We start from the raw sequence: 25538 nt of genomic DNA on the forward strand, positions 1-25538 counted from the left end.
CCTGTCAATCGGGGGTGTCAATCGACAGGCTGGGAGGAGTTCTGGATTTCCGGCGGCACCCAATCTGGGGCAGGGCCGCCAAGAGCTTCCTGCACACCGTTGCCAACTGGTTCAGGAGGCGGGGAAGCCCTGACGGGCTTTGCGGCCGGCTTTTTCTCGGCCGGCTCCGCTTCCGCCTTGCCAGTGGATTTGTCACCGGATCGGGCGAGACGCACCCATTTCGGGCGGCGCTTCTCGTCCTTCCAGAGCGCGTCCGGCAAGCTGAAACGCTCGCCGGGTTCGCGCCGGATGCTGCCGAAATAGCCGCGCTCGGTGGCGACGACATCAACCATGCGAGGGAACCCCAGCGGTGAAGCCGGCGGTGATCTTGCCCGTGGTGGGGGCCGTGCCGGTCACGGTGTAGAGCAGGCGCAGGTAAACCTCATCCGTGCCGCGCGGGATATGGCTCGGCGGGATGATCTTGCCGGCCTTGAGATCGGCGAGGTTGAGGGTCGTGGTGATGACCGCCTTCGGCGAGGCGAAGGCCTCGTTGTCGTCGGTCTGGATGGTGACAGCGAGCGAGGTGAGGTTGTTGAAGCTTTCCACCACCTGCATCAGGAAGGGGATTGGTTCGCCCTTGCCGATATCGCGGGTGAGGCCGGCCTTGATCGGGCCGAGATTGATGACATTGGTGCTGGGGCCGGTTGCGGTGATAACCTGCGCGTCCGAAAGCAGCGTCTGCCGGTCGAAAATCATGGGAAGTGCCTTTCGTTAGATAGGGGTTGCCCGCCGCTCAAGACGGCGGGCTTGAGGGAGACGATCAGGCGAGCGCCGGGACGGCGGCTTCGGTGTTGAGGATGGCGTCCGTCTCGCGGATCGGGATGCCGCGATAGAACTTCACTTCCTGGCCCTCGACGAACTGCGTGGTCAGGTGCACGGTGTTCTGCCGGTCGGAGGTCAGCGCGCGATCAGACGACTGCACGTCGAGCACTTCGAGCACATCCTTGTTCATGTAGATGGCGATGCGGCTGGCCTTGGCATTCAGCCGGCGAGACTGCAGGCGGTAGTAGCCCTTGCGCAAGAGCGACCAGAGATCGACGGTACCGGCCATCATGTCGGACACGTCGATATTGGCGACGCGGGCGTTGTAGCGCCAGTCCTTGACGGCAGCGCCGATATGCCAGGTGTAGAGCGTTTCCTTGGCATAGTAGGGGTCGCCATTGGCATCCAGCACGCGCTGCTCGCCCTTGTCGTCGATCTTCACGCCGGCCTTGGTGCCCTTCGGGTAGAGCAGGTGGGTGGCGTGGTCGCCCCAGGTGACGAACCAGATGGAAGTGTTGTCGGCACCGGTGCCGCCGCCATGGACCACCTGGTTGGCGATGTTTGGCTGCGCCGGGTTCGGCAGGTTCGGGTTATAGGCGGCGTAGCGGGCCGACAGTCCCTTGAACTTTTCCGGGGTCGTCGCCGTGTCATGGTAGAAGAGGCCGGAGGCCATTTCCTGGCTCAGCGACTCGATGAAGGGCATGGTGTCGACGAGACGGGCCTTGGCCTTATCGGGTGCCAGATCGAGCAGGCGCATGTCGATTTCGGAGCGGGCATGCACGAAACCCGTCGTATCGTCCACCTGCTGCATGGTGGCCTTGGACTGCTTGATGCCCTGGTAGAGCCGGCCCCAGGAAACGGAGGGCAGGCCGGTGCGCACCATATGGCGGTGCACGGCATCCATGTTGCACTCGACGGCCATCGCGTCGTCGAGGATCGGGTTCTGCTGGGAGAGAAGCTCGATGACGGCGCCTTCGGCAGAGCCTTTGAATGCGTCAACGAGATTGGGGTAGTAGCTGCCAATGGTGGCCATGTCTTATCAGCCCTTCGGTGCGTCTTTGGGAAACATCAGGTGCGCGGTTTCGGCTTTCCTGCCGTTTCCGCCCGCGCCGCCGTTCGGTGGGTTGTCCTCCTGGATCATCGATCCGACCTTTGCGAAAATTCTGATCATTTCGGGGTGGTTGCCGCCGCCGCTGGTATTGAGGTACTCGCGCAGCGCCGGCGTGCCGAGCCGCGAGAGCGCGCGCTGGGCCGAGCCCACGGTGCCGCTCCACTTCGCCCCGCCGATCTCGCGGTCCCGGCGGGCTTCGTCTGCCCAGCCCTGAACGCGGCCGGCCCAGGCTTCGGAAGCCGCCTTGCCGCGGCGGCCCTGGATCTCGATGAAGCGGTCGGCCAGCTGCTGCGCCTGCCGGTTGGTCAGGCCGAGATTGTGGAAATCAGGGCCGAGCGCATCGATCAGTTCCTGATCCACCTCGATGCCCTCGGGCATGGTGAGCGAATAGCGGCCATCATCGGGGACGCGGTCATCGGGGTCGTTGTCATCGGTATCGTCGGGCTTGCCGGTGTCGTGATCGGCGGCGTCGGCATGATCGTCGCCACCGCTGTCACCGTCCGGTGATGCCGCATCGTCCGGAAACAGAACGGTTTCCGGTGCAGCACTTTCGCCGCCACCGCTGCCGGTTCCCTCGGCGCTGTGCAGAACGGCCGGAAAGGGGCTCCTGCTAAGCATCGATATCATGGTCTTCGCCTTCCTCTTGTTCGGCGCGGCTTGCCGCCGCTGCCTTGTCACTTGCCTTGAGATCCGCGATGGCCAGCAGCAGGCGCGGATAGAGCGTCGGGTCGATGCGATCGAGCTCGGCGATCAGCCGGCGGCCGACGCCCTGTTTTCCGAGCGTGTAATGCGTCGCGTTGCCAAGCTCTCCCGCATAGGCCTCCTGATAGACGGCGCATTGTTCCAGCATCCAGAACAGCACGCGCTTGCCGGAGGCGGTCGCGAAGACCTCGCGAAACGCCGTCGTGATTTCGTCTCGCTGAATGGTTTGGGGGATGGATGGTTGATCCTTAAAATGATCCATCAAGCGAGCCCCAGCTGGCGCAGAAGTGCTGCGCCGTTCGGGTTGTCATTGGCATCGGCCAGCACCTGTGCGGCCTTGGCGCCCTGGTTCAGCGCAGGCGCCACCTGCGAGGCCATCTGCGCCGTCTGTGCCGCCTGCATCTGCTGGGCGCGTTGGGCGCGCATATCCTCCACCTTGTCGTCGGCGAGGATCATCGAGGGCGGGGCGCCGATCGCGTCGAAATAGAGATCGATCGCCTCGTCGACATCGAGCTTGTCCAGCGCTTCCGGCTTGACGGCGGAGACCTGGCCCATGAAGGCGACGCCGCGCTCGATCGCGCCTGTCGCAACCGCCTGCTGTGCCTGCGCGAGCGTGGAAATATACTCGACCTTCAGCTCGGTTCCCTGCAGCTCCGGCGGCGGTGGGGGCAGCTCGTCGCGGGCGGCCAGAATATCGAAGGTGCGGTCGATGGTCGGTCCCAGTTGATCGCCGAAGACGTTTTCCAAGACGGGACCGAGCTGCAGCAGCTGCTCTTCCTTGCGCTGGGTCAGCTCGAACTGATTGCGCGGCTGCACGCCTTCCATATTGGTGATGGCGAAGAAGAGATCGGCAAAGAAGGTCTTCTCGATGCGGTTCTGCACTTCCTGGATATCCTCGCGCAGTTCAGCCAGGCTGAGGTTCACCTCCATCGCCGGCCTAAAACCCTTGCCGGTGGGGTCGTCGACATAGTTGACGGCGCCCGGCAGCAGCGAGGCCGGGCTGTTCTGCATCGAGGTCGGCGCGTTCATCGGCGGGCGCACCTTCTTGTCGATGCCTTCGAGCTTTCGCGTCTGCTCCAGCTGCAGCATCCTGATATCGCCGAGCGCCTTCTGGCCGGGCGAGAGCGCATAGTGATCGTCTTCGGAAAGCTCCCAGGCCGGCGCGATGATCGGGTTCGAGTCGAAGCCGCTTTCTTCCAGGAGATCGCCGCCGAGCTCATCGATCCAGTAATTGGAGAGGAAGGCCTTGTTGCGCTTGTCGATCAGTCTGGGGTCGCGGTCATAGCGCGGTTCGATGGCGTGATAGACATCGAAACATTCGCCATATTTCGAGCTGTCATAGAGGCTCCTCAGCCGCTCCGGCACATTGTCGTAGCCGAAGCGCTCGATGATGCGCTGCACGCTCCAGCGGAAGGTGCGGTAGAGCGTGGTCGCCTTGCCCTTGTGATCCCTTGATATCCAGAAACGGCCATGCACCAGCTGCTGTACGCGGATGACCGTCTCCTCGTCTTCCACGAGAATGGCGACGGACTGGCCGAACTGGCCGAGATCGCCATAGCCGATATGGAAGGCGCGGTAGAGGTTCGACGCGGCAAAGACCTCGCGCATCTTGTCCTGCACGGCAGCGAGATAGACTTTGACGGAATCCTGCTTCTTCAGATCGGGATCGAAGGTGGTCAGCCGAAACCAGGGCCGGGCGGGCGAGGTGAGGCCGGAATGCATGCCTGACTTCAGCGTCTCATAGGCATGGCTGCCGGTGCTGTCGATGATCTTGTCACGCGAGCGCGGGCCTTCCCGGTCGGATTGAAGTCTGAGCCGCGTCGGCTCGATATGCTCTGCCAGCGCCCGCCACTCTGCTTCCCAGGGCTGGCGGACCTCCTTCAGTTCCGCCAGCCGGCGGCGGTGATAGGCAATTTGCGTCTCGTTGTCGCGACGAGGATTTTCCATAGATGATGTCAGCCTCTATTGCCCGAGCAGCGTCTTCTTGAGCGTATTGCCCGAGAGCGCCGGCGATTGCGTATCGGCGAGAACAGGTGCGCCCGAAGGCGAGGTGAGGATGGTGGAGGGCACCCCCTTCACCTTGTCGGAGGCGCGTCGTGCGGCGGTGGATTGGGCCGCAGCATAATCGGGCGTCTTCTGCTGGGCGTATTCGGGTGGCGCCTGCGGCGGCTCGGCTTTCGGCGGCGAGGAGAACATGCACATGGGGCATCCGATCGTGAGGTTGAGCGGTTGGAGGAGGGTGGTCTCCAGCCGGTTCGGCGTCGATGGGAGGCAGCCTGCGGGTGAAAGGTTGTGGGGGTGACATGGGGGTGGGGATCTAGCGCTGTGCCGTGTGGCTCACCCCCTCTGCCCTGCCGGGCGTCTCCCCCACAGGTGGGGAGATCGACAAGTGGCCTGACCTTCGCACATCACTGACGTCGCACAGTTTGCAGCGTTGATAGTTTGGGGAAGCCGGCGCCCCCAGCTAATCTCCCTCCTTGTGGGGGAGACGCCCGGCAGGGCAGAGGGGGGTATCCCACGGCACAAGACCGGGAGCTTTTTGCAGGGATTGCGTGTCACAGCACTGCCTGCAAATCAAGGCCGCCACCCCGGCAGTCCTCCCCGCGATGACCACGGTTTCTTGCCACGATCTTGATAGTCCCGCCGCAGATGGTTGGCCGCAACCACACGCGTCGGGGCTTGAAACATGATCCAGAATGAAGTGATCGCCGCAGCGGTAAAAGGCGAAATCTCCACCACTCCTCAGTACTCAGCGCTCGAAATCGCCGATGGACCACGGCAATTCCGATTTCTCGTGCTCTGGAGAATATTGACTTTCGTTCTGCGAGCCCGCTGGAAGCGCGGCGTTCTGTTCTGGTTTCGCTTTGCCGCCCATCCGCTCCTGACCATCAGCTGGTGGCGCTTCCTTGCGGGTTTTGCCGCAGCACGGGCGTTTCCGGCCCCGCATGACGCGTTGCTGCAGAAGCCGCTGTCGAAGTTCCTGGTTTACGGAATGCCCAATTCCGGGCGTCTCGCACGTCTCGTCGAGCATTTCCTTGTCGCGGACAAGATCCTGGCCAGGGAAACCATGATGCGGCTGTGGCAGGGGGAAAGGCTTGAGATCGGCGTGGTGAACGGCCGCAACGAGGCCTATACGTGCCGCATCGCACTGGCCGATCTTTGCGGCGGACGTCACGAGGGTGTCTTCGCCGTCGAGCTTGTCCGCACACGCGACAAGGCCCTCCTATGCACCGGCAGGTTCACATTCCTTCGCCAGGGCGCTCAGGGCGGCTACACCTTCGTCATCGGCAGCATGCAGGGGCCTCGCAATGGAAAGCGGCTGATCGTCGAGGCGACCCGCGATCTCCGAGGCGTTCGCCCGAAGGAGGCGATCCTGATCGTGCTGCAGGGGCTGACTGTCGAAGGCGGCATGCCGTATTTCCTGGCCGTCTCGCGGGCCAGGCAGCCGATACAATATCGCCGCCGCAAACGACGCTCCATGATGCTGTCGGCGATCGATGCGTTCTGGGCCGAGCGCTCTGCCGAGCCCGAAGATGTCTACGGGTTCAGGGTGCCCAAGTCAGCAATCGGCGGAACGGACAGGCGCAGCCGGAGCAAATCGCGTTTCCACATGATTGGCGAATTGTTCCATTGAGGGTGAAGTGTTCCATTGAGGGTGCTTGGCCCCGTGCGCACTATGCCGGACGCAGGTGGATTGCAACCATTGCGCCGCCGCCTTGCCGGTTTGCGAATTCAAGATGTCCGCCATGGGCAAGCGCGATGGCCTGCACCACCGATAGTCCCAGTCCCGTACCGCCCGTTGCGCGAGACCGGGAGGGATCGCCGCGCCAGAAGGGGTTCGTGGCCACCGCATCCAGTCCTTCAGGAAATCCGGGACCTCGATCCAGAAAACGGATGACGACGCTCTCATCCGGCAATTGCTCCGTTTCGCAGCGCAGCCAGTTGCCGTCTGCCGCGTAACGGCAGGCGTTTTCCAGAAGCGCCAGCACGGCCTGGCGAATGCGCGGGGAGTCGACCGATAGGAAGGCGGGTTGCAGACCGGTTTCGAGCGTCAGCGTGCTGGTCTCCAGCATGGGTTTGGCGGATGTCAGCACCGCTGCCACCACCTGCGACACGTCGGTCCGTTCACGCTCCATGACGAGTTTCTGGCCGATCGCCAGGGACAAGGTGCGCAGATCCTCGACAATTCTTCCAAGGCCCTCCACCTGGACCAGGAGATCGGACATCATCTTCCGGTCCATCGGGAAAACGCCGTCGAGCATGCCCTGCAACGAACCCCGCAGGATCGTCAGTGGCGTGCGCAATTCGTGGGCGACCGCCATGTTGTTGAAGCGCAGCCTTTTTTCCATGCTGTCGAGGCTTGCCGCCAGCGCATTGAACGTATCCATAAGACTGGAGACTTCTCGGGTGGCATGGCGCGACGCCGTGACGCTCACTGAGAAGTCGCCGGATTTCAGGCCTTCGGCAGCAGATGTGAGTTCTGCGAGAGGCCTTGCGATCCGCCGCGCCAGAAATATCCCGATGATGGCGCAGACAAGGGCCGAAAGCAGGCCGCAGGTCAGAATCAGGATCTGGAGCTGGAAATCTGTCTGTTCTTCCTGCAGCCCATTGAGGTTGGCGAGGAGGAGCTTGAGCGAATCCTGGTCGGGGACGACGCCATTGTCCAGATCGCGATAAGCAGCCGCGGCTCTCGGCGGCAGGTTTTCAATAATGCTTTCCTCGAGATAGGTGGAATACCAGATGGCCCCGAGATAGGTCATGCCGACGCTGAGAAGCAGCATCACTGCGATGGTGACAGCGGTGACCGTTGCAAGCGGCAGCGAGGGGAGCCTTGATATCTTCATCTTGGATCCGAAAAACGATAGCCAATTCCCCTCACGGCAGGAAAGAAGCCGTTCTGCCCCAACTCTTCCAGTTTGCGCCGAAGGTTGGAAATATGCGTGTCGACAGTGCGCACCAGGGCGTCGCTTTCCGGCAGGCAGGCGTCGAGAATATCGGCGCGCGCGAAAGCCTGGGTCGGATGGCGGATCATATAGGCGAGAATTCGAAATTCGCTGAGCGTCAGGGATAGATGCGTGCGGCGCTCGTCGCTCGTGACAAACGCAGTGTGGCTGGTGAAATCGACCTCTATAGGCCCAAACCGCTTGATGACGTTGGCGTGTTCTCCCCGCGTCCGGCGCAGGACGGCCTTGACCCGGGCCACGACCTCCTGCGGGTTGAACGGTTTGACCACATAATCATCGGCGCCGAGGCGCAGACCAGCCAACCGGTCGATGTCGTCGGCAATGGCCGTCACCATGATGACCGGCGTCGACCCGGCTTGCCGCAGACGCGCGAGCACGTCGAAACCGTCGAGTTTCGGCAGGCGCACGTCAAGCAGCACAAGATCCGGTTTCAGATGGGCATGATGTTGAAGCGCTATTTCGCCGTCGCCGGCGCGAACGGTACGGAACCCGTCACGCAACAAATATCCTTCCAGTATCTGCGCGATTGCCGGTTCATCCTCAACGATCAGAACGAGACTGTTATCCACCCCAATGCCCTGCGGTTGTTCAATTGCCTTTGCCGGCTTTGCCGCCGGACGTCCACCATCGCGGACGGAGGAGATTTCTGCAATTTGCAAGCGCGCTTTTAGCGACCGGCCAACCTGTTCTCAACAGCGCCTTGATCGCTTCCTCGCCATTTCTTGACAATTCGAAACCAGCTTGCCGCCGATTAGAGCGCCGCGCATCCGTCCGGACGCGCAACGGACGCTCTAACCCTTTGATTTGGCGCATCAGGCTTTCCGAAAATCGATTCCGATTTTCGGGCCGATGCTGCAGCTTTCGGAGATGCCGGCATGCGAAAATTTGTGTTCGATTCCTGGAATCCTGCCTCCAGCGGCGTGGGCTTGCCGGCAACGCCATCCGAGGCTGACCGGGCGCTCGCCGCGATCGGCACGTCGATCGTCTGGGTCAGTTTCGTCTTTGTCGTCTTTCCCAATCTCGATCTCATCGTCTCGCGCTGGTTTGCAAGCGGACAGACCTTCATTCTGGCCGACGATCCATTCCTGCTGGCGGTAAGGGATATCAGCCGCCTCGCACAACCCTATCTTATCGGCTCGATGATCGTGCTGATCGCGCTGCAGTGGCTCCTGCCGGGACGAATGCGGTTCTGCCCGCCCGAAAAGCCCTTGTTCGTGCTCCTGAGCTTTGTCGCAGGCCCGCTCTTCACGGTTCAGACGCTCAAGGTTCTCATCGGGCGTGTACGGCCGCGCGAGCTTGCCGAGTTCGGTGGAACCATGGATTTCACGCCGGTGTGGCAGTTTTCCGCCGCGTGCAGCCGCAACTGCTCCTTCCCGTCCGGCGAGGCTTCCGCAGCGGCGGCGTCACTGTCGCTGCTGGTTCTGGTGCCCGCCAGGCTCAGGTGGGCGGCCGCGATGGTCTTGGTGCCCTGCCTCTTGTTCGTGGCATTCAATCGCGTGATTTTCGGCGCTCATTTCCTTTCGGACGTCGTGCTTGGCTGGCTGCTGACGATGTTCGCCATGGCCTGGGTCTGGCGCTGGATGGATGTGTATACGGAAGAAAAGCTTTGGCGGTGAGGGGGAACTGGAGTGGGAGCGTGACGGTGAATGATTGAGGGGCAAGCGGAGCCGGAGAAGCCGCTAAAGTGGAGCGCGCGGCCCCCTCATCCGACCCTTCGGGCCACCTTCTCCCCGCTGGGGAGAAGGGGATGCCGCACCGTCTCGGCGATCTCGAAGCTATTGCGTGGCAAGTCCCCTCTACCCAGCGGGGAGAGGGTTAGGGTGAGGGGGCGCCGGGTACGGCCTTTCATTGTTTTTCCAACAAGATGGGGAGTAATCCAACCCTACCGCCCCAACTCGATCCGTCCCTTCATATTCGGATGATACCGGCAGTAATACCCCACCACCCCATCACCCTTGACCACCATCGACCCCGACTTGCCCGGGGGTATCACCACATCGAAATTCCCTTTCGACGTCGCGGTGTGATCCATCACATCTTTGTTCCGCCAAACGATCGTATCGCCCGGCCGCGCCGTCACCGCCGCCGGCTTGAACTCCAGTTTCTCGATCGTCACCTCGATCGTCGCGGCACCTGCGGCCGTTCCGCAAAGGAAGAGACCGGCCGCAAGGCAGAGTTTCAACACGAACGCCATGGTCATTTCAGCATCGAGGCAACATGCTCGGCATGCTGCTCATGGCCTTCGAAGAGTTTCAGGCCGGTCTCGAGCAGGGCCTTCAGATCCGGATTCTGCGCGGCCGGGATCAGCGCCGTCTTCAGCGCCTCGTTGACCTGCTTGTGGTAGGCGACTTCGTTGTCGACATAGGCCTTGTCGAAGGCCGCACCCTTGAGCTTGGAGAGCTTTTCCCGCTCGGCCTTGGCGGCCGATGTCAGCGACTTGCTGGTATCGTTATCCTCGGGCGTCACCTTCAGCTTCTTGACGAGATCGAGCGCCTGCTTGTTGACGGCTTCGTGGTCGCGGATCATATCCTTGGCGAAGGCGACGACCTCCTTATCCCTGGATTTTTCGACCGCCTGCTTGGCCGCCTCGATATCGATGACGCCGGCCGTATAGGCGATATGGGCGATCTGCGGATCGGTGGGCGCTGCGCCGGCCGATAGCGCCGCGGGGGCGGAGAGCGCGAAGGCGGCAAGGGCGGCGATAAGATGTTTCTGCATCTGGTCCTCCATCCGGCGGCAATGCGCCGGTCGATGTTTCCTACGCAGACTTGGATGCCGGCATCGGGCAGACGTTCCCGAAAAGATTTTTTGAGATATCGGGAACCTTCGCCTTGCCGCGGCATCCAATAGGGAAAAAGGATGAGCCATGGCGCAGCAGGCGGAGATTTCGATAGAAGAGAGAAGCGACCCGGAGCTGGTGGCGATGGCGCTCGCGCGCGATCCCGCCGGCTTCCGTGCCATCATGCGGCGTTATAACCGCCGGCTGTTCCGCATTGCCCGCGGCATCCTGCGCGATGATGCCATGGCCGAAGATGCCCTGCAGGATGCCTATCTCAAGGCATTCCGCCACCTTGCCGATTTCCAGGGTACCAGCGCCTTTTCCACCTGGCTGACGCGCATCGTCATGAACGAGGCGCTTGGCAGACTTCGTAAGGCGCGGCGAACGCCCGAAATGCCCGTCGATACGATGCAAGGCCGCATCCTCGATTTCCCAACCGGTTCGCCGATCGACAATCCCGAGACATCAATGGCGCAGCGACAGATCCTGAAACTCGTGGAAGAGGCGACCGACAGCCTGCCGGAAGAATTCCGCCTCGTCTTCATCGCCAGGGTGATCGAGGAGATGAGCGTCGAGGAAACCGCCGAAATGCTTTCCCTCAAACCCGAAACCGTCCGCAGCCGCCTGCACCGGGCACGCGCGTTGCTCCGCCGCCAGCTCGACGAGATGATCGGGCCGATCGCGATGGATGCCTTTCCCTTCGCCGGCTGGAAATGCGACCGGTTGACGGAGAAGGTGATGAGGGCATTGATGGAGCGGTGAGGGGCTCACTTCGGTTCCGACTGCTGAATGACGGGCGGCGGCGTCTTGCTCTTGGTGCCGCCGCCGTCGAACATTTTCACCGCCAATATGCCGACCACCGATGCGATCATCAGTGCCAGGATTATCATCATGAGCATTCGCATCGGCCGATCCGATCCAGGATATTGCTGGCCGGATAACAATTTAGGATGGAATTCGTTCCTGTTTCGCGTCGCCTGAGGCCGCCAGCGGCCCTCTATTATTCCCGTGTTGGCCCCTATACCCGAACCATGCGGACACGCTTTCCTGCTATTCTTCTATCCGGCCCAGTCTTGGGGAGATCGCCAACCCGAGGAAGACCATGACGGCCTGATTGAACCGGACCACGTCCTCGTCGTCGAGCCGTCCGAGCCGGTCGCCGACCTTGGACTTGGGGACAGTCGTGATCTTGTCTACCATCAGCAGGGAAGGAGAGCGCAGGCCATTTCGTTCCTTCGGCTCGACCGGGAGCCGGAACAGCGGTGCGTCGGTCGGATCCGTGGTGAAGGCGCAAATGGTGATCGAGTCCGTCGCGTCGAAGCTGTCGTCCTGGACGATGACGACGGGGCGCGGCTTGCCCGCATAATCCTTGCCGCCCGCGACGGTCCAGATCTCTCCGCGCTTCATTCGTCGTCCCAGTCGGAGACCGCGTCGATGAACGCCTGATCGGCATGGCCATGAGCGCTGGCGGCCACGGCCAGAGACTGGCGGTGCGCCTCCGACTTGAACGATGATGCACGCACATCCGGCACCCAGATCTGGATCGGGCGCAGGCCCTGCGACCGCAAGCGCTCGCGATGTTCGCGCACCTTCTCGCGCGAGGACTTCGGACTTGATGCTCCAGCCATGACGACACTCCGGAAAGGTTACATGTAACCTACTATGAGATGGATGGTATTGCCAGTGCTTTCAAGGAGGGCAGCGCTTCCCGCAGCAGGAAAAGATGCCCTATCGGCGCCGAACTTTCTTCGATCCCCGGCGTTTCCGGATCGAAGGAGCCCATCATGTCCAGACGCAAATTCAAGAGACTGACCCACCGGCTTCTCGGCCGGTTCGATGACGTTCAATCCCTGCTCGATGGGATCGAAGGCAGCGCTTTGAAGCTGCAGGCGACCTGCGACGACGAGGCCGAAACCGAGGATGTCATCCACCCGACCGTGCAGCCGCCGCAATGGCCGAGGCGTGGAGCAGCACCCGCCGCCCTATAGAGCATTTCAGACGCGCTCGCATTTGCCCGCGAAGAGATCCGCATGGGCGGCAAACAGCGCGCCCAGCCTGTCGATAACAGTGCGCACTTCCGGGCGCTGGCGCTCATCTTCATGAACGGTGATCCAGATGTCATAGGTCAGGCTGTCGATCACAGGCCCGGCGCGGACCAGGCCGGGCTCGGCATCGCCCATGAAGCAAGGCAGCAGGCCGCGGCCGGCGCCGCCGCGGATGAGATGGAGCAGCATCAGCGGCGTGTTCGTCCAGCTGGTGATCCAGTGGTCCGGCTGCCCGAAGGTCCATTTGTCGGCCGGTGTCACCGCAATCTCCGTTCCGAGCGAAATCCAGTTGTGATTGGCGGCGCTGAAAGTGGCGGCCTGATAGGCAGCGTGGGCAACGGAGACCGAACGGCGGGTTGCGAAATTGCCGCGCTCCGGCCGGCCATGCATGATGGCGAGATGCGCCTCGCGGTAGGTGAGATCAAGACCGGTATCGAGCGCCTTGTAGCACATGCGGAACCGGTCTTCCGGCTGCCAAACGGCCGGCAGGTGGCCGGCGATGAACCATAACATCCAGGCATCTGCCCCGGTCGAAACGATCGGCAGGCTCAAAACGTCGCCGCGCCAGTCGGCGATCGTCTCTGCCGCCTGCTGCATGACGAGAACACGCTCGAACAGCGTCTCGCCATCCTCGGCGAGCAGATAGCCAGTCGGGCCGCGCCGGAAGAGCGTGCGCCCCGTCGCCCGCTCCAGCGCCAGCATGCGCCTGCCGATGGTCGGCGCGCTGAGGCCGGTGCGTGCCGCAGCCCCCGTAAGGCCGCCTGATGTCGCGACATGGAAAAAGAGCTGCAGATCGTCCCAGCTGGCCTCTTTCATGGATGAAAACCCCCTTTTATCCATGCGTCTACCTTTGCGGGTGGGTGCGCCTTAGGTCAGTTGCATCTGACATAGATGGAGGCAGGATGATGCTTCTCAACTGGATCATGCTTTCAAACGAGCTTCACAGGCAAAGCCGCCGGCAGAGACAAGACCCGCTCGCCGATCCGCTCGATGCGCCGGAATGGGACGGGTTGCGATGGGCCTTGCCGCTTCTGAGCCGGATGGCGTGGAGACCCTACAAGGCAGATCAGGCGCCGGCGCCGAGGAACCGGGTGAAATGCGCGATGACGGCGTCAGGCGCTTCCTCGGGAATGAAGTGACCGCAAGGCAGGGCTTCGCCCTCGACCCGCTGCGCCCAGTCTCGCCACGGCCCAAGACCATCCACTCTTTTCAGCGTGCCGCGTTCGGCCTACGCGCCTTCGTCGGGAATGTTGAGGACTTCGCCGCAGGCCTTGCAGTGGACGGCATCGGCATCGTGGCGCTGCAGGCCGCAGCGGTGGCAGGCAAAGGTCACCTTGTGCGGCCGCACCACCGCCTGCGCCAGGCGCACGAAGAGCGAGATGCCGACGATCATGGTCACTACCGAGGTGAGCTTGCCGAGCGTGCCGGGCAGTGTGATGTCGCCGAAGCCCGTCGTGGTCACGGTCGCGACAGTAAAATAGAGCGCGTCCACGAAACCTTCGCCGCCCGGCTGGTTGTAGAAGAAGGAGGTGTAGACGAAGCCCGTCACGAGGAAGAGGAAGACCAGGAAATTGATCACCGCGCGCACAACATCGATCGCGTAGCCGCAGCCCATCCGGTGCAGCGCCACCTTCAGCAGCGGGCTTCGTCCGATCGCCCAGAGCCGCATGACGCGCAGGAAGGCGAAGTTGAAGAGCGCATTAGGGAAGAGCAGCGTTGCCAGCACGATGAAATCGATCCAGGTCATCGGCCGCAGGATCCAGCTGCGCAGCGAGGGTGCCGCGATGGCGCGCGCCGCGGTCTCGGCGGCGATCCAGACGGCGATGACGTAGTCGATGACGAGATAGGTGGGGGCGGCGCGGAAATAGGGGCCGAGCACGAAGAAGGCGAGGATGGCGATGTCTACGACGGTAAAGACGAATTGCAGGAGCACGGCCTTACGGCCTTCGCCCCGCTCGATGCGTCGCAGTCCCGCGCGCAGGCTCTTGTGATGCGTGTCGTCGTCGAAGAGATGATCCATGCAGGCGAGATAGCTCGCTTGCCGCAGGTATCAACGGCGGTCAATCCAAGGAGGAATCCTCAGCCGCTCGCAGCCCATGGCTTACTGCTTGCCACGGGCTTTTCTTCCGACGCTGCGAAGCTCTTCCTTGTCGATGAAGTGATCGGTCGCGCCGGGCTCCTTGTCAGGATGGGAGACTTCCACATCGAGCTCATCGGGCAGGTCGAGTGCCTGCTTGGTGTTCATGATGCCAAGTGGCACGCGGCCGTCCTCGGTCTTTGCGGCGACTTCGACGAGCGGTTTTGTCTTCTGGGGCATGAGGCGCTCCTTTTCTCTAAAAACGCAACGCGGGGCAGACTCTCCTGTTCCATCGAGGGGTAGATTCGAGGGCTTGTCCCCAGCGCCACACCCGTTCCCGGAACAAACAGCATCCGCCGGCGTTCGATCTCCGCGAACACATTCAATTCACGGAGGATTTTCAAATGGGTCGCGGTATTCTTCTCTGGCTTCTGGGTATCCCGCTGCCGATCGTCATCCTGCTCGTTCTCTTCATGCGATAGGAGGCTGCCATGTCTCTTGCTGAAGACAGAACAGTTATCGGAGGCTCCGGCCTCGAAAGCGGGCGGACCGGCGTGATGCCGGTCGAATCATCGAAATCGGCCATGGCCTGGGGGCCGATCATCGGCGGCGCCGTGGCGGCGACGGGCATCACGCTCATCCTGCTGCTGCTCGGCTCCGGCGTCGGTCTGACGATGGTCTCCCCATGGTCGGGCGAAAGCAGCTCGGCCACGACCGTCGGCGTCACCGCGGCGATCTGGCTGGTCGTCGTGCAATGGCTGTCCTCGGCCTTCGGCGGTTATCTGACCGGACGGCTGCGTACCAAGTGGGCGGCGATCCATACCGACGAGGTGTTCTTCCGCGATACGGCGCACGGTTTCCTCAGCTGGGCGCTCGCGACCGTCTTCGTCGCCGGCTTCCTGGCATCGTCGCTGACCTCGCTTGCAGGCGCTGGGGCAAGTGCTGCCGGTCAGGCCGCAATGGCTGCCGGTGTCGCCGGAGGGGCCGCCGCCTCGGCTTCGGACACGGATTCGACGGGGCCTGGTCTATCCACCGCCTATTTCACCGATGCGCTCTTGCGGCCGCAGAATATCGGCAATCGCGTCAACGAGGATAATGGCGCGGCTGCTGCCGAGATCTCCCGCATCCTGCTGCAGGGCGCTGTCAACGGCTCGGTGCCGGATGGCGACAAGACCTATATTGCCGGCATCGTGTCGGCCCGCACAGGGCTTTCCGAGGCCGATGCCCGCGCCAGGGTCGATACCGTGCTGAAGCAGATCGACGACGCCAAGGTCGCAGCACAGGCTGCCGCCGACGAGGCCCGCAAGGCTGCGGCGACCTCGGCCTTGATCGGCTCTTTGTCGCTGCTGGTCGGCGCCTTCATCGCCGCTGCGGCTGCCGCGTTCGGCGGGCATCAGCGCGATGAGGAAGAGGATCTGGTGGCCACGAGCCGCGGGCCGCTGGTGTAGAGGGAGAGCGGCGTCTGAAACGGCGCCGCCCTCTCAAAAGGTTGTCACGGCCCGGAAGCCGAAGATCGCCGCATTCTCGATCCGCGAGCCGGGCTTGTCGGGATCGGCTGCATTGCCGCCGGGACGGATGACATATTGAAAGAAGGGCTGGGCCGACAGCCATGGCGTGACGGCAGCCTGATACGTGGCTTCGATCACGGCCTCGGAACTCGGAACCGGCTGCGACGTCCCGGAAAAAGCATTCTCGGCCTTTGCCAGGTCCGACATGCCCGAACTCATGCTGGCATAGGCAAAGCTGACGCCGGCGGTGTCATCGTCGCGGCCAGGCAGAAGCCCCTTATAGGCAAGGCCCATGTCGAAATACCAGTTCATGCTGTTGCGGTCCTGCTGCGGCGCAACCGCGACACGGAAAAATCCATTGAGGCCGTTATCCGTGCTGCCGGGCTCCTGCCAGAGCGTCTGATCGACAACGGCATAGACCGCAAAATTGCCCGAGAGCCGGCGCGGGCTGCCGCTCGACAGGGGATCGGCGAGCGAAACGCCGTTCGATGCGGTGGACAGGCTGTCGAACTTTTCGGAATTGTACCAGGCGCCGATCTTGTAGGTGCCCGGCAAGCCGTAATCGCCCTTTCCAGGCGTATAGGCATAGGCCGCCTCGGCAATCGCAAGCACGCCGTCTCCGAGCGGAAATCCCAGTCCGTTTGCATTGCCGTCAGGGTCCGATCCGGTCGGGCTGCCATTGAAGACGGCGGCCTGCAGGGTCCAGGCATCGTCGGGTTTGACGATGATCTGAGCGCCCGGAACGGCGAAGGGATAGGCCGGGCCTCCGCCTGGAAGATCCGCGGCAAAGATGCCGGGCCATCCGAATGTCGAGTTGACGAAAAGGCTGGCCGTATTGCTGATCGCGAAATTCTGGTCCGCCAGAATTTGCCCGAGCTTCACCGTCACCTTGTCGTTCATGAGGCTCTGCGAGAGATAGAATTCGCCCAGTCTGAAGCCGGGATCGGCCTCGACAGAGGTTGCCGTCAGAAGATTGCCGACATCCTTTCCGGACAGGCCCTGACCCTGGATCGCATAACCGGAGATATGAATGCTGCCGCCGGTCCAGCCTGCCAGCCGGCTCATGTCGAAATCGCCCTGCAACTGAAAAAGACCGTCATAGGCCGTTCCCCGTTTCAGGCCGCCCGATACATTGCCGAGCACATCGCTGGTCTGCGACATCGTGAAGGTGATCCCCTGATCCCGCAGGCGGTTGCGGGCGCCGTGCCAATCGCCGGTCAATGTGGTGTCGGCATAGGATGGCGGCGCCATATCGTCCGCCCGTGCTTCCGCGCCGCAGACAGCAATCGCAAATACGAGGGCGGCGGGTACCTTTTTCATTCTCTTCCCTTTTCCGGAGGCTCTGATTTGGGAGGATGCAAAGGCGCTCACCTATAGCGCCTTTGGCGCGAACATGAGCTTGCCATCATTGGAACGAATCGCGCGGCAGGACAAGTTTGTCGGGGCGGTATGGAAGACTCGGCTTGCCCTGTCGCCAGTTCGATACGCGTTATGCCGTCACGGCCTGGCAAGATGCCAAACGCCTTCGGCGCCGTCGCCGTGGATATCGCCAGGATTGGAATCGAAGTGATAGGTGTAGAGCGGCGAGCCGTTGTAAGCCCACTGGGTTACCCCGGTCGGCCGTGTGACAATGCTCCAGGGACCGGAGGCCTTGGCGCCGGCCGGCGCTTCAAAGGGGGGCCAGGCGAGGGCACAAAGCAGTGTGCATTCGGACTTGCCGGGCTGGTCCTTGTCGAAGGTGTAAAGCGATCGGCCGCTATCGTCCGCCAACAGCTTGTGTTGTCCGCTTGTCACGACCGTGGCAGGCGACATGGGTTTTGCCTCTGCAACCGATAGGGAGATCAGGGCGAGGCCGAACGAGATCACGAGGCTTTTCGTCATTCCAGACATTTTTGGTCCTTTCTGCCGCTGCTCCGTGCCTGAACAGGAGAGGCTCCCGCGGCGACAGGCGGCGACTGTCTTTCAGCCGCATCAGGATCACCGGGTTAGCCGGGATTTGTAACTATACGAAGGTCGAGAAAGCAGTAGATGAAGAGGTGAGTACAAAGTTCGGTGAGCCCGATGTGATCGTCTCTATCGGCGCTCGGCCTCCATGTTTCCCAGCCGGAACATCTGCGCAAAGAACGCTTTGTCGGGCAGGCGGCGAAGCAGGGCCGCAATCGCCGCGCATGCCGCGACCGCGAAGACGAGCCGGCCGGTCAGGACGCCGTGCAGATTGGCGCCGAGCGACATCACCACGATCGTATCCTCGATCACGCTGTGCGCGAAGCCCATGAACACGCAGGAGAGAAAGATCTGGCGCGGCGCCACCGAGCCCGATTGCGCCTCGCGGATCAGCAGCCCGGCGCCGTAGGAAATGCCCAGAAATAGGCCGATCGCCGTCAGATGCCCGGCCTCGCCGCGGATGCCGGCGAGACGCAGCACAGGCGAAAGAGCCTTCATCATCATCTCCATGAGCCCGGTCACCTTGAGGATTTCAAGACCCCAGGACAGGACGAGGAGGATGACGAGCATCCAGACCATGGTCCCGGCAAGGCTCCAGATGTAATCGGCCCAGTCGGGCGTTGCGCTCATCGGCAGCCAGACAGGATCGACCTGATACGAGAGCCATCCCGTCGCCGAGAAAACATGGTGCAGCATGAAGGCATAGAGCAGGCCGCCCGCGATGCGCAGCACCGTCGTCGCGATCATGCCGGGACCGGCCTTCTGGATGATCTTCTGCTCGATTGGCAGACCGTGCGCGAACAGAATGAGGGCCGAGAAAACCGTGACGTCGGCGACGCTGAGCGAGGAAACGGGAACGAGGGTGAAGACGAGGGGAATGGCGCCCCAGATCCCGACCAGCATGCCCGTCAGCCAGGCCAGTCCCAGCTCCGGGGGCAGCCCGATCAGGTTCATGACAGGTGCAAAGGCGGGCGCAACCGCCTTGACCGCTCCCATCCGCGACAGCAGCTCCGTCAGGATGGCAATCGGAACGGTGATGCGGACAAGCACCCAGTAGATGCCCAGTGTCTGGCTGGTGTTGCGCCGGATGAACGACAGGAACGGCATGTGAGACTCCTTTTGTGACGTCTCCATCTGCTAGACCCGTTCGCTTCGAATTTTCGGTCAAAGATTGCAGCGCCTTGCAATTTTATTGCAAAGGCGTGTCTGGCGGATATGCTGCGGGAATGGACCGGATCGACCGAAAACTTCTGAACCTGATGCAGCGCGACGCATCGCGCACGAATATCGAAATGGCCGACGAGGTGGGTCTTGCTCCCTCCAGCTGTCTGCGCCGCGTGCAGCGGCTGCGCAAATCCGGCGTCATCGACCGCATCGTCGCTATCCTCAATCCGGCAAAAGCCGGACGTGGGATCAAGGCCCTGGTGACCGTGGAACTGAAGCTGCACGGCGAGGCGCATATGCGCCGCTTTCTCGATATCGCCATCGCCGAAGAGGCCGTGTCGCAAGCCTATTCCGTCACGGGTGCAACCGATGTCGTGCTGATGCTGCGCCTGCGCGATATGGAGGAATTCGATAGCCTGTGCGAACGTCTTTTCCGCGACGAAAACAATGTTGCCCGCTATTTCACCATGATCGTCATCCGGACGGCGAAAGAGGAGACTGCCATCAGGCTTTGATGGGTTCGCTGGCTGGGTGGCGCCCGAAGGCGAGGGTTCGGCGGCTGTCTTTGATGTTGTGCCGTGCGGAACCCCCCTTGTAACTTGACGTCATCCGCCTGCAGCCTAGCTATAGCTCAGCCCGCGGCAGGCTATTACTCTCAACTCTGGTCTTAAAAGTTGCAAGAGCCGCCGCCTCTGGCCGTGAAGCCATCCTTGCAGGCCATGTTCAAAGGCTCGTTCAAGTTCCGGGCACCGGGGCCACCGGGGGTGCAGGACGAGCAGATCACGGCAACCAAGAGGAAGGCGAAGGCTGCGATTGCCTTATCCAAACGTATCATCGGAAATCCTCCAAATTCACATTCTGCAAAGTCTCGCCGCGGCCCTCGTGTTCAAACGACGTACAAAGCACCTTAGGAAAGCCCGTTACATATGAACCTGGCTCTTGGAAAAGCCGGAACGTGAGGAAAATTAACACGATGGCATGGGATTATTAACAATATAGACTTAACTTATACTGTAGTCCACAAAAATATATCCATCTCTGCGCGAAACTATCTTCGTGTCATTTGGGTTAGATCTTACAGATCGTCTCAATTTCGATCTGAGACCAGAAAACATGGCAAAACGCTTGACTTCGGAGACAGTCGCTCTGTTGTGCGGTGCGGCACGACGCCACCCCTTGCCAAATCAAACCGCTGCACACAGTTGATGAGTTCCTGCGCCGGGACTTTCAGGCGCACAACACCGTCCGATGGGAGAAGAATGAACCGTATCAAGACCTGGCTGAACCAATATGAGCCGATGACGCTCATTACCTTCGCCTGCCTCGCCGGCGGCGTCTTCCTGCTGCAGCAGTTGACGAGCGAGGTGCTGGAGGGCGAAACGCAGGGCTTCGACCAGACGATCCTGCTGTGGCTGCGCCAACCCGGCGATCTCGGCCGGCCGATCGGCCCGCACTGGCTTGTTCATGCGATGGGCGACATTACCAGCCTCGGCGGGGTCACCGTGCTGGCGATCCTGACGCTGCTGGCCACCGTCTATCTGCTGCTCGACCGCAAGACCACAATTGCCGTCTTCCTGTTCCTCTCGGTTTTCAGCGGCTGGCTGGCGAGTACGGGCCTGAAGATCATCGTCGCCCGCGCCAGGCCGGACGTGGTTCCGCATCTCGTCGATGTCAACGATCTGAGCTTCCCGAGCGGCCATGCGATGGTCTCGGCCGTCACCTATCTCACGCTCGGGGCGCTTCTGGCGCGCACGCAGCGCTTCCGCGCCACACGCATCTTCGTCATGGGGGCGGGCATCTTCCTCGCCACCATCATCGGCCTCAGCCGCATCTATCTCGGCGTCCATTACCCGACCGATGTGCTCGCCGGCTGGGTTGCCGGTTCGCTCTGGGCGCTGTTGTGCTGGCTGGTCTCGAAGCGCTTCATCGCGCGGACTGCTGATGAGGCTGAGAGCGAGCGGTAGTGCCCACTCAACTCATTCCCGTCCTCGGGCTTGTTCCGGGATCATCACAGGAATCCAGCCGGCTTGCGTCCGCAAGCCGAAAGGTGCGCGCGAAGAGTTTATCGGGTGTTGAATTTGACAGCCGATGAGCTATTTTCCTGTATTACAAACGGAGGCAAAAACGATGTCAGAACGTGAGCTGTCAGACCCGATCACCATGCGGCTGCCGCTGGATGTGCTATCTGAAATCGAAGAGATCGCTGAAATATGCGATCGCAGCCGAAGCTGGGTCTTCGTCCGTGCTCTGAAATCATATTTAGCCGCAGAGGGGCGCGAGATTATCGAACTCGCTCAGGCAAGGCGGGATATTGAAAACGGGCTGGGGCATGATCTTGACGACGTGATTGACGAAGTCGATGCGATCGTCAAGGGAGCGGCTGCTTGAAAGTCACTCTCTCTCCTAAGGCACGAGAGTACGTAAGGCGAGAAGCTAAATATCTTAAATCGGGAAGTCCCAGAGCAGCTCAACAATTTGCTGATGACATCAAGTGGCTCAGGCAAGGGCTCAGTCGCTTTCCGGAGATGGGAAAGTTCAACGACGAGATTCCCGTTCCTGGAGTTTTACGCTTTGTCATGGGACCATATCTCGTTGATTACAAGATTCTGGGCGATGAGATTTCAATTTTCGCGATCCGTCACGGCCGCGAACGTCCGCCACGCGTTGAGATGGAGGACGATTTCGACCTCGAAGAACCTAGTGCCGATACTCGCTTCGAGTAGTTCCTTCCCTGGTGGCGGTTGCTACCTAATTCCGGATATTTCCCGGCATCCGATGGGATTGTGAAACTGCCGCAGGGTCAGGGTCTCTCGCCGCGTGGACACACGCGGCAGCTGGATTCCTGTGACATCCCTCGTGCCGGCACGAGGAGGGAATGAGGGAGCCACACGCACCACGTTCCCTCGTTGTCGACTTGATGACGGAGGGAGGAAATGCCACCAGCCCGCTTCACTGCGGTTCCAGCGGCCGCTTCGCGCCAAAAGCGGCCATGATATGGGATCGGCATTACGGTGGATGTCATACACCCGGACCCTATCCAATCGGAGTGTATTGACGAGAGCCTTCAATCTGGCGGCGAGGGCGAAGATGTGCGATTATCCGGCAACGCGACTGCTGACATCCAGGCAGACGCGAGGGCAAGCATGTCATTACTGGCCATCGACACTTCGATAGCGGGTACGCCTGTCGCCACCTCTATGGCGAGCAATCAGCGCGGCATTTTTCAAATAACCCAACAGACCGACCTCCTGCAGCACCATGCCGCGAACTGTCACGACACCAGATCGTCCCCGGCCGAGAGGATGGGCATCCTTCTGCTCTAAGAGGCAATACCAATAGGGCCGAGCACGAGCAAACTCAACGGAGGATACACCATGAGTGCCATGAGAAACCTTTGCTTCGGGCTGCTGGCTTCCGCATGCGCAACCGCGCTGGGTGCACCGGCAGTCGCGCAGCAGCAGTCGAAACCCAACATCCTCGTCATCATGGGCGACGATGTTGGTTGGTTCAACATCGGTGCCTATCACCGGGGCATCATGTCCGGGAAGACGCCGAACCTCGATAAGCTGGCCTCTGAGGGCATGATGTTCACCGACTATTATGCCGAGGCGAGCTGCACGGCTGGCCGGGCGAGTTTCATCACCGGTGAAATCCCGTTGCGCACCGGCCTGACGACTGTGGGCCAGGCGGGCGCAGATGTGGGTATGCCGGACAAGGCCTCAACCATCGCCACCGTCCTCAAAACAGAGGGCTACGCAACGGGCCAGTTTGGCAAGAATCACCTCGGCGACTTGAACAAGTTCCTGCCAACTCTCCATGGCTTCGATGAGTTCTTCGGGTACCTGTACCACCTCGATGCGATGTCGGACCCCTACTGGTATTCGTTCCCGGATGACCAGTCGTACCGTGACAAGGTCGGGCCGCGCAATCTGGTGCATAGCTTTGCCACGGATACGGACGACGCGACCCAGCAGCCGCGCTGGGGCAAGATCGGCAAGCAGCGGATCATCGACGAAGGCCCGCTGGCGCCATACCCTGATATGTCCAACGTGCCGAACATGCATGACATAACGCCCAAGGCCAAGTACGACATGGGTACGTTCGACGACGTGCTGGTCAAGGCTTCCTGCGACTTCATGGACAAGGCCAAGACCGAAGGAAAGCCGTTCTTCGTCTGGCACAACACGACGCGCATGCACGTCTGGACGTTCCTGTCTCCCAAATACCAGGCTTTGATGAACAGCCAGACCAATTATGGTCTCGAAGAAGCCGGCATGGCGCAATTGGACGACAGCGTCGGTGCCATCCTGAAATGCGTCGAGGACGCCGACGAGACCGACAACACCATCGTCGTCTTCACGACCGACAATGGCGCAGAAGTCTTTACCTGGCCTGACGGCGGCATGACCCCGTTCAAGGGCACCAAGGGTACTGTGATGGAGGGCGGCTTCCGCGCACCCGCGATCATCCGCTGGCCGGGCAGGGTCAAGCCGGGCACGGTCGAGAACGGTATTTTCTCCGCCCTGGATTGGTTCCCCACGCTGGTGGCGGCGGCTGGTAATCCCAACATCACCGACCAGTTGCTCAAAGGCGTGAAGCTGGGTGACGTGACCTACAAGAACCACCTCGACGGCTACAACCAGCTGGACCTGCTGGAGGGCAATGCGCCGTCCGCACGTCATGAGTTCTTCTACTTCGGCGGCCCTGCGCTGGGGGCTGTGCGCCTCGACGATTTCAAGTATCAGTTCTTTCAGCAGCCGCAGGGCTGGCCCGGCGCAAAGGTAACGACTGATATGCCCACCATGGTCAATATCCGTCAGGATCCCTTCGAGCGGACACCGTCGATTGGCGAGCAAAGCCTCAATGACCTTGGTGGAGGCTACATGAACGACTTCTTTGCTCGCGAGTTCTGGCGCTTCGTGAGCGTTCAGCAGGAAGTCGCCAAACTCGCGCTTACGGCGGTTGACTATCCGCCAATGCAGGATCCGGCCTCCTTCAACCTGGATGCCGTGAAGAAGCAGATAGAGGCGGCGATCAGGAACAAGCCAGGCAACTGATCGAGAATGGGTCAAGACAACGGGTGGCCCGGAGGGGCTGCCCGTCCGTCGTGCAGATCGACAGGCCGTCGAGGCCCGGCAGCATGCGGTCGACGGCGAGCACGTCATATTGTCCCTCATGCCCTGGGTGACGCTGCCGAAGCCGACTGCAAATTATGGATGTCGTCGCCGCATGTTCGGCGTATGATCCTGCCTGGCAATCGGGGGGATTTCCAAATGCTTCATCGCACGAAGATCCGCATGGCGACGAGAACAGTGGCTGTCCTGCTGTTCACCTATTTGCTGCTTGCCTATTTCCTCATTCCCGAGATCTGGATTTTTCACGATGCCGACCGCGTTGCCAAAGTCGGCAACATGGTCACGACGACAGAGCAGGGGATCCCCGGCGACCCCATCAATGTCGGTCTTGTCGGTTCGAAGGAAGAGGTCATCCGGGCATTCGCGGCTGCCAAATGGGATCCTGCCGATAAGATCACCCTGCGCACATCGATCGATATCGGACTGAGCGTGGTGCTTGACCGGCCCGATCTCGATGCGCCGGTCAGCCCGCTGCTTTTCGAGGGCAGAAAACAGGATCTGGCTTTCGAAAAGCCCGTGGGCAGAAGTGCCGACGAACGCAACCATGTCCGTTTCTGGCTGACCGGACAAACGGGCCCGAATGACCGCCCGCACTGGCTGGGCTCGGCAAGTTTCGACCGAGGCGTCGGCTTCAGCCACGATACCGGTCAGATCACGCATCATATCGGCCCTGATGTCGACGCGGAGCGAGACCTTGTCATCGGCGATCTTCTCAAGGCCGGACAAATTCTGTCGAGCTATGAGATCGATGGCATCGGAGCGACCAAGGACGGCCGCAACGGCGGCGGCGATCCCTATTTCACCGACGGAAAGGCGCTCGTCGGCGTGCTTCGAAACCAGCAGCAGTAGGGCGTTTCCTATGCGAAGCGGGCCGCCGTTCGTGCCCGCGCCTTGGCAGCGACTTCCTCGCGGTCGCGAGGCGGTTGAGACGTCTCCAGCGAATTGAGCAATTCATGGGCGCATCTTGCGATCGACGAGACGGCGCTCTTGAAGGCGGCCTCATTGCGTTTCGATGGCCTGGTGGTTCCGCTCAGCTTGCGAACGAATTGAAGCGCCGCATCATGGATTTCCTCGTCCGTCGCCGGCGGATCGAAATTGAACAGGGGTTTTATATTTCGGCACATGCGCTGCTTTCCTTCATCGTCTCACCGCCACGGAAAGGGGCGTGGCGTCATATGAAAGTTAGTCGCGAGAGCGCCAATTGCAACGGACTGCGAGTCCACAAGAACCGCCTTGCGCCGCGCGAGACTTCGGTCGAGCCATTGTCTTCTCCTGATCGACGGGCCTGAGGACTGGCCTCAGGCCCGT

General features: G+C 61.4%; 33 protein-coding genes. 12 read left to right on the forward strand and 21 right to left on the reverse strand.

Translation table 11 applies throughout. From position 1 onward, the window contains the following. Positions 1-17 precede the first annotated feature (17 nt). The 7 genes from FHT87_RS29615 to FHT87_RS29645 form a co-directional block, all read right to left on the reverse strand. The gene (locus tag FHT87_RS29615; RefSeq protein WP_183735790.1) at positions 18-332 is read right to left on the reverse strand and encodes a hypothetical protein; all 315 of its coding nucleotides are present in this window, start codon (positions 330-332) and stop codon (positions 18-20) included. Beyond that, a complete protein-coding gene (locus tag FHT87_RS29620) occupies positions 325-735 on the reverse strand; it encodes a Bbp16 family capsid cement protein (RefSeq protein ID WP_183806236.1) in 411 nt (136 codons plus the stop codon). Before FHT87_RS29620 ends, FHT87_RS29615 begins: the two co-directional genes overlap by 8 nt. A 64-nt stretch (positions 736-799) precedes the next feature. After that, positions 800-1834 (reverse strand): major capsid protein, encoded by a 1035-nt coding sequence (locus FHT87_RS29625; protein WP_183735792.1) that lies wholly within the window; start codon positions 1832-1834, stop codon positions 800-802. Between the two features lie 6 nt (positions 1835-1840). Continuing rightward, positions 1841-2539, reverse strand: coding sequence for a hypothetical protein (locus FHT87_RS29630; RefSeq protein WP_183806238.1), 699 nt, complete (start codon positions 2537-2539; stop codon positions 1841-1843). After that, positions 2523-2876 (reverse strand): hypothetical protein, encoded by a 354-nt coding sequence (locus tag FHT87_RS29635; RefSeq protein ID WP_183806240.1) that lies wholly within the window; start codon positions 2874-2876, stop codon positions 2523-2525. Before FHT87_RS29635 ends, FHT87_RS29630 begins: the two co-directional genes overlap by 17 nt. Beyond that, on the reverse strand, positions 2876-4561 hold the full coding sequence (locus FHT87_RS29640; protein WP_183806241.1) for a portal protein: 1686 nt from the start codon (positions 4559-4561) through the stop codon (positions 2876-2878). The genes FHT87_RS29635 and FHT87_RS29640 overlap by 1 nt, the downstream gene beginning before the upstream one ends. Before the next feature lie 15 nt (positions 4562-4576). Beyond that, positions 4577-4816, reverse strand: a complete 240-nt coding sequence (locus FHT87_RS29645; RefSeq protein ID WP_183806243.1) for a hypothetical protein — start codon at positions 4814-4816, stop codon at positions 4577-4579. A gap of 484 nt (positions 4817-5300) precedes the next feature. Here FHT87_RS29645 and FHT87_RS29650 point away from each other — a divergent pair, with 484 nt between their 5' ends. Continuing rightward, on the forward strand, positions 5301-6248 hold the full coding sequence (locus FHT87_RS29650) for a DUF535 family protein (RefSeq protein WP_183806245.1): 948 nt from the start codon (positions 5301-5303) through the stop codon (positions 6246-6248). A 40-nt stretch (positions 6249-6288) separates the two neighbouring features. Here the strand turns inward: FHT87_RS29650 and FHT87_RS29655 are convergent, their stop codons facing one another. Beyond that, complete coding sequence (locus FHT87_RS29655) at positions 6289-7458, reverse strand: ATP-binding protein (protein ID WP_183806247.1); 1170 nt, start codon at positions 7456-7458, stop codon at positions 6289-6291. After that, on the reverse strand, positions 7455-8147 hold the full coding sequence (locus FHT87_RS29660; RefSeq protein ID WP_183735798.1) for a response regulator: 693 nt from the start codon (positions 8145-8147) through the stop codon (positions 7455-7457). The genes FHT87_RS29655 and FHT87_RS29660 overlap by 4 nt, the downstream gene beginning before the upstream one ends. Positions 8148-8453: 306 nt before the next feature. Here FHT87_RS29660 and FHT87_RS29665 point away from each other — a divergent pair, with 306 nt between their 5' ends. Continuing rightward, complete coding sequence (locus FHT87_RS29665; protein WP_183806249.1) at positions 8454-9194, forward strand: phosphatase PAP2 family protein; 741 nt, start codon at positions 8454-8456, stop codon at positions 9192-9194. Between the two features lie 266 nt (positions 9195-9460). Here the strand turns inward: FHT87_RS29665 and FHT87_RS29670 are convergent, their stop codons facing one another. Together FHT87_RS29670 and FHT87_RS29675 are read right to left on the reverse strand one after the other, a co-directional pair. Beyond that, positions 9461-9778: a cupredoxin domain-containing protein gene (locus FHT87_RS29670; protein ID WP_183806251.1), complete on the reverse strand. Its 318-nt coding sequence runs from the start codon at positions 9776-9778 to the stop codon at positions 9461-9463. After that, positions 9775-10296, reverse strand: a complete 522-nt coding sequence (locus tag FHT87_RS29675; RefSeq protein ID WP_183735802.1) for a DUF4142 domain-containing protein — start codon at positions 10294-10296, stop codon at positions 9775-9777. Before FHT87_RS29675 ends, FHT87_RS29670 begins: the two co-directional genes overlap by 4 nt. Before the next feature lie 148 nt (positions 10297-10444). Between FHT87_RS29675 and FHT87_RS29680 the strand changes: the two genes are divergently transcribed. Next, complete coding sequence (locus tag FHT87_RS29680; RefSeq protein ID WP_183806253.1) at positions 10445-11119, forward strand: RNA polymerase sigma factor; 675 nt, start codon at positions 10445-10447, stop codon at positions 11117-11119. 5 nt (positions 11120-11124) lie between these two features. Here FHT87_RS29680 and FHT87_RS31455 read toward each other — a convergent pair whose 3' ends face one another. From FHT87_RS31455 to FHT87_RS29690, 3 genes are all read right to left on the reverse strand, one after another. After that, positions 11125-11256, reverse strand: coding sequence for a hypothetical protein (locus tag FHT87_RS31455; protein ID WP_281411244.1), 132 nt, complete (start codon positions 11254-11256; stop codon positions 11125-11127). Positions 11257-11407: 151 nt separating this feature from the next. Next, positions 11408-11764, reverse strand: coding sequence for a type II toxin-antitoxin system PemK/MazF family toxin (locus tag FHT87_RS29685; RefSeq protein ID WP_183806255.1), 357 nt, complete (start codon positions 11762-11764; stop codon positions 11408-11410). Then, positions 11761-11985: an antitoxin MazE family protein gene (locus FHT87_RS29690; protein WP_183806257.1), complete on the reverse strand. Its 225-nt coding sequence runs from the start codon at positions 11983-11985 to the stop codon at positions 11761-11763. Before FHT87_RS29690 ends, FHT87_RS29685 begins: the two co-directional genes overlap by 4 nt. A gap of 156 nt (positions 11986-12141) precedes the next feature. Here FHT87_RS29690 and FHT87_RS29695 point away from each other — a divergent pair, with 156 nt between their 5' ends. Next, positions 12142-12345 (forward strand): hypothetical protein, encoded by a 204-nt coding sequence (locus tag FHT87_RS29695; protein ID WP_183735806.1) that lies wholly within the window; start codon positions 12142-12144, stop codon positions 12343-12345. Positions 12346-12351: 6 nt separating this feature from the next. On the opposite strand, the gene FHT87_RS29700 is transcribed toward FHT87_RS29695, so the two are convergent. After that, positions 12352-13218: a LysR family transcriptional regulator gene (locus FHT87_RS29700; RefSeq protein WP_183806259.1), complete on the reverse strand. Its 867-nt coding sequence runs from the start codon at positions 13216-13218 to the stop codon at positions 12352-12354. An 86-nt stretch (positions 13219-13304) separates the two neighbouring features. Between FHT87_RS29700 and FHT87_RS29705 the strand changes: the two genes are divergently transcribed. After that, complete coding sequence (locus FHT87_RS29705) at positions 13305-13541, forward strand: hypothetical protein (RefSeq protein WP_246699692.1); 237 nt, start codon at positions 13305-13307, stop codon at positions 13539-13541. Positions 13542-13630: 89 nt separating this feature from the next. Here the strand turns inward: FHT87_RS29705 and FHT87_RS29710 are convergent, their stop codons facing one another. Together FHT87_RS29710 and FHT87_RS29715 are read right to left on the reverse strand one after the other, a co-directional pair. After that, entirely contained in the window at positions 13631-14422 is a 792-nt protein-coding gene (locus FHT87_RS29710; protein ID WP_183806261.1) for a potassium channel family protein, read from the reverse strand. A gap of 81 nt (positions 14423-14503) precedes the next feature. After that, on the reverse strand, positions 14504-14719 hold the full coding sequence (locus tag FHT87_RS29715; RefSeq protein ID WP_183806263.1) for a hypothetical protein: 216 nt from the start codon (positions 14717-14719) through the stop codon (positions 14504-14506). Between the two features lie 317 nt (positions 14720-15036). Here FHT87_RS29715 and FHT87_RS29720 point away from each other — a divergent pair, with 317 nt between their 5' ends. After that, entirely contained in the window at positions 15037-15927 is an 891-nt protein-coding gene (locus FHT87_RS29720; RefSeq protein ID WP_183806423.1) for a hypothetical protein, read from the forward strand. Between the two features lie 33 nt (positions 15928-15960). Here FHT87_RS29720 and FHT87_RS29725 read toward each other — a convergent pair whose 3' ends face one another. From FHT87_RS29725 to FHT87_RS29735, 3 genes are all read right to left on the reverse strand, one after another. Beyond that, entirely contained in the window at positions 15961-17307 is a 1347-nt protein-coding gene (locus FHT87_RS29725; RefSeq protein ID WP_183806265.1) for a carbohydrate porin, read from the reverse strand. Positions 17308-17484: 177 nt separating this feature from the next. Beyond that, complete coding sequence (locus FHT87_RS29730; RefSeq protein ID WP_183806267.1) at positions 17485-17877, reverse strand: hypothetical protein; 393 nt, start codon at positions 17875-17877, stop codon at positions 17485-17487. A gap of 183 nt (positions 17878-18060) precedes the next feature. Further along, the gene (locus FHT87_RS29735; protein ID WP_183806268.1) at positions 18061-19038 is read right to left on the reverse strand and encodes a nucleoside recognition domain-containing protein; all 978 of its coding nucleotides are present in this window, start codon (positions 19036-19038) and stop codon (positions 18061-18063) included. A 119-nt stretch (positions 19039-19157) separates the two neighbouring features. Here FHT87_RS29735 and FHT87_RS29740 point away from each other — a divergent pair, with 119 nt between their 5' ends. From FHT87_RS29740 to FHT87_RS29765, 6 genes are all read left to right on the forward strand, one after another. After that, positions 19158-19610, forward strand: coding sequence for an Lrp/AsnC family transcriptional regulator (locus FHT87_RS29740; RefSeq protein WP_183806270.1), 453 nt, complete (start codon positions 19158-19160; stop codon positions 19608-19610). Positions 19611-20354: 744 nt separating this feature from the next. Next, the gene (locus FHT87_RS29745; protein WP_183735814.1) at positions 20355-21059 is read left to right on the forward strand and encodes a phosphatase PAP2 family protein; all 705 of its coding nucleotides are present in this window, start codon (positions 20355-20357) and stop codon (positions 21057-21059) included. Positions 21060-21222: 163 nt separating this feature from the next. Continuing rightward, entirely contained in the window at positions 21223-21483 is a 261-nt protein-coding gene (locus FHT87_RS29750; RefSeq protein ID WP_062374542.1) for a ribbon-helix-helix protein, CopG family, read from the forward strand. Further along, on the forward strand, positions 21480-21818 hold the full coding sequence (locus FHT87_RS29755) for a type II toxin-antitoxin system RelE/ParE family toxin (RefSeq protein ID WP_183806272.1): 339 nt from the start codon (positions 21480-21482) through the stop codon (positions 21816-21818). The genes FHT87_RS29750 and FHT87_RS29755 overlap by 4 nt, the downstream gene beginning before the upstream one ends. 651 nt (positions 21819-22469) lie before the next feature. Further along, on the forward strand, positions 22470-24152 hold the full coding sequence (locus FHT87_RS29760) for an arylsulfatase (protein ID WP_183806274.1): 1683 nt from the start codon (positions 22470-22472) through the stop codon (positions 24150-24152). Between the two features lie 240 nt (positions 24153-24392). Beyond that, the gene (locus tag FHT87_RS29765) at positions 24393-25079 is read left to right on the forward strand and encodes an LssY C-terminal domain-containing protein (protein ID WP_183806276.1); all 687 of its coding nucleotides are present in this window, start codon (positions 24393-24395) and stop codon (positions 25077-25079) included. An 8-nt stretch (positions 25080-25087) separates the two neighbouring features. Here the strand turns inward: FHT87_RS29765 and FHT87_RS29770 are convergent, their stop codons facing one another. Next, complete coding sequence (locus FHT87_RS29770) at positions 25088-25354, reverse strand: DUF2277 domain-containing protein (protein WP_183806278.1); 267 nt, start codon at positions 25352-25354, stop codon at positions 25088-25090. Positions 25355-25538 lie beyond the last annotated feature (184 nt).

Source organism: Rhizobium sp. BK316, assembly GCF_014193695.1.
In the GTDB taxonomy this organism is placed as follows: Bacteria; Pseudomonadota; Alphaproteobacteria; order Rhizobiales; family Rhizobiaceae; genus Rhizobium.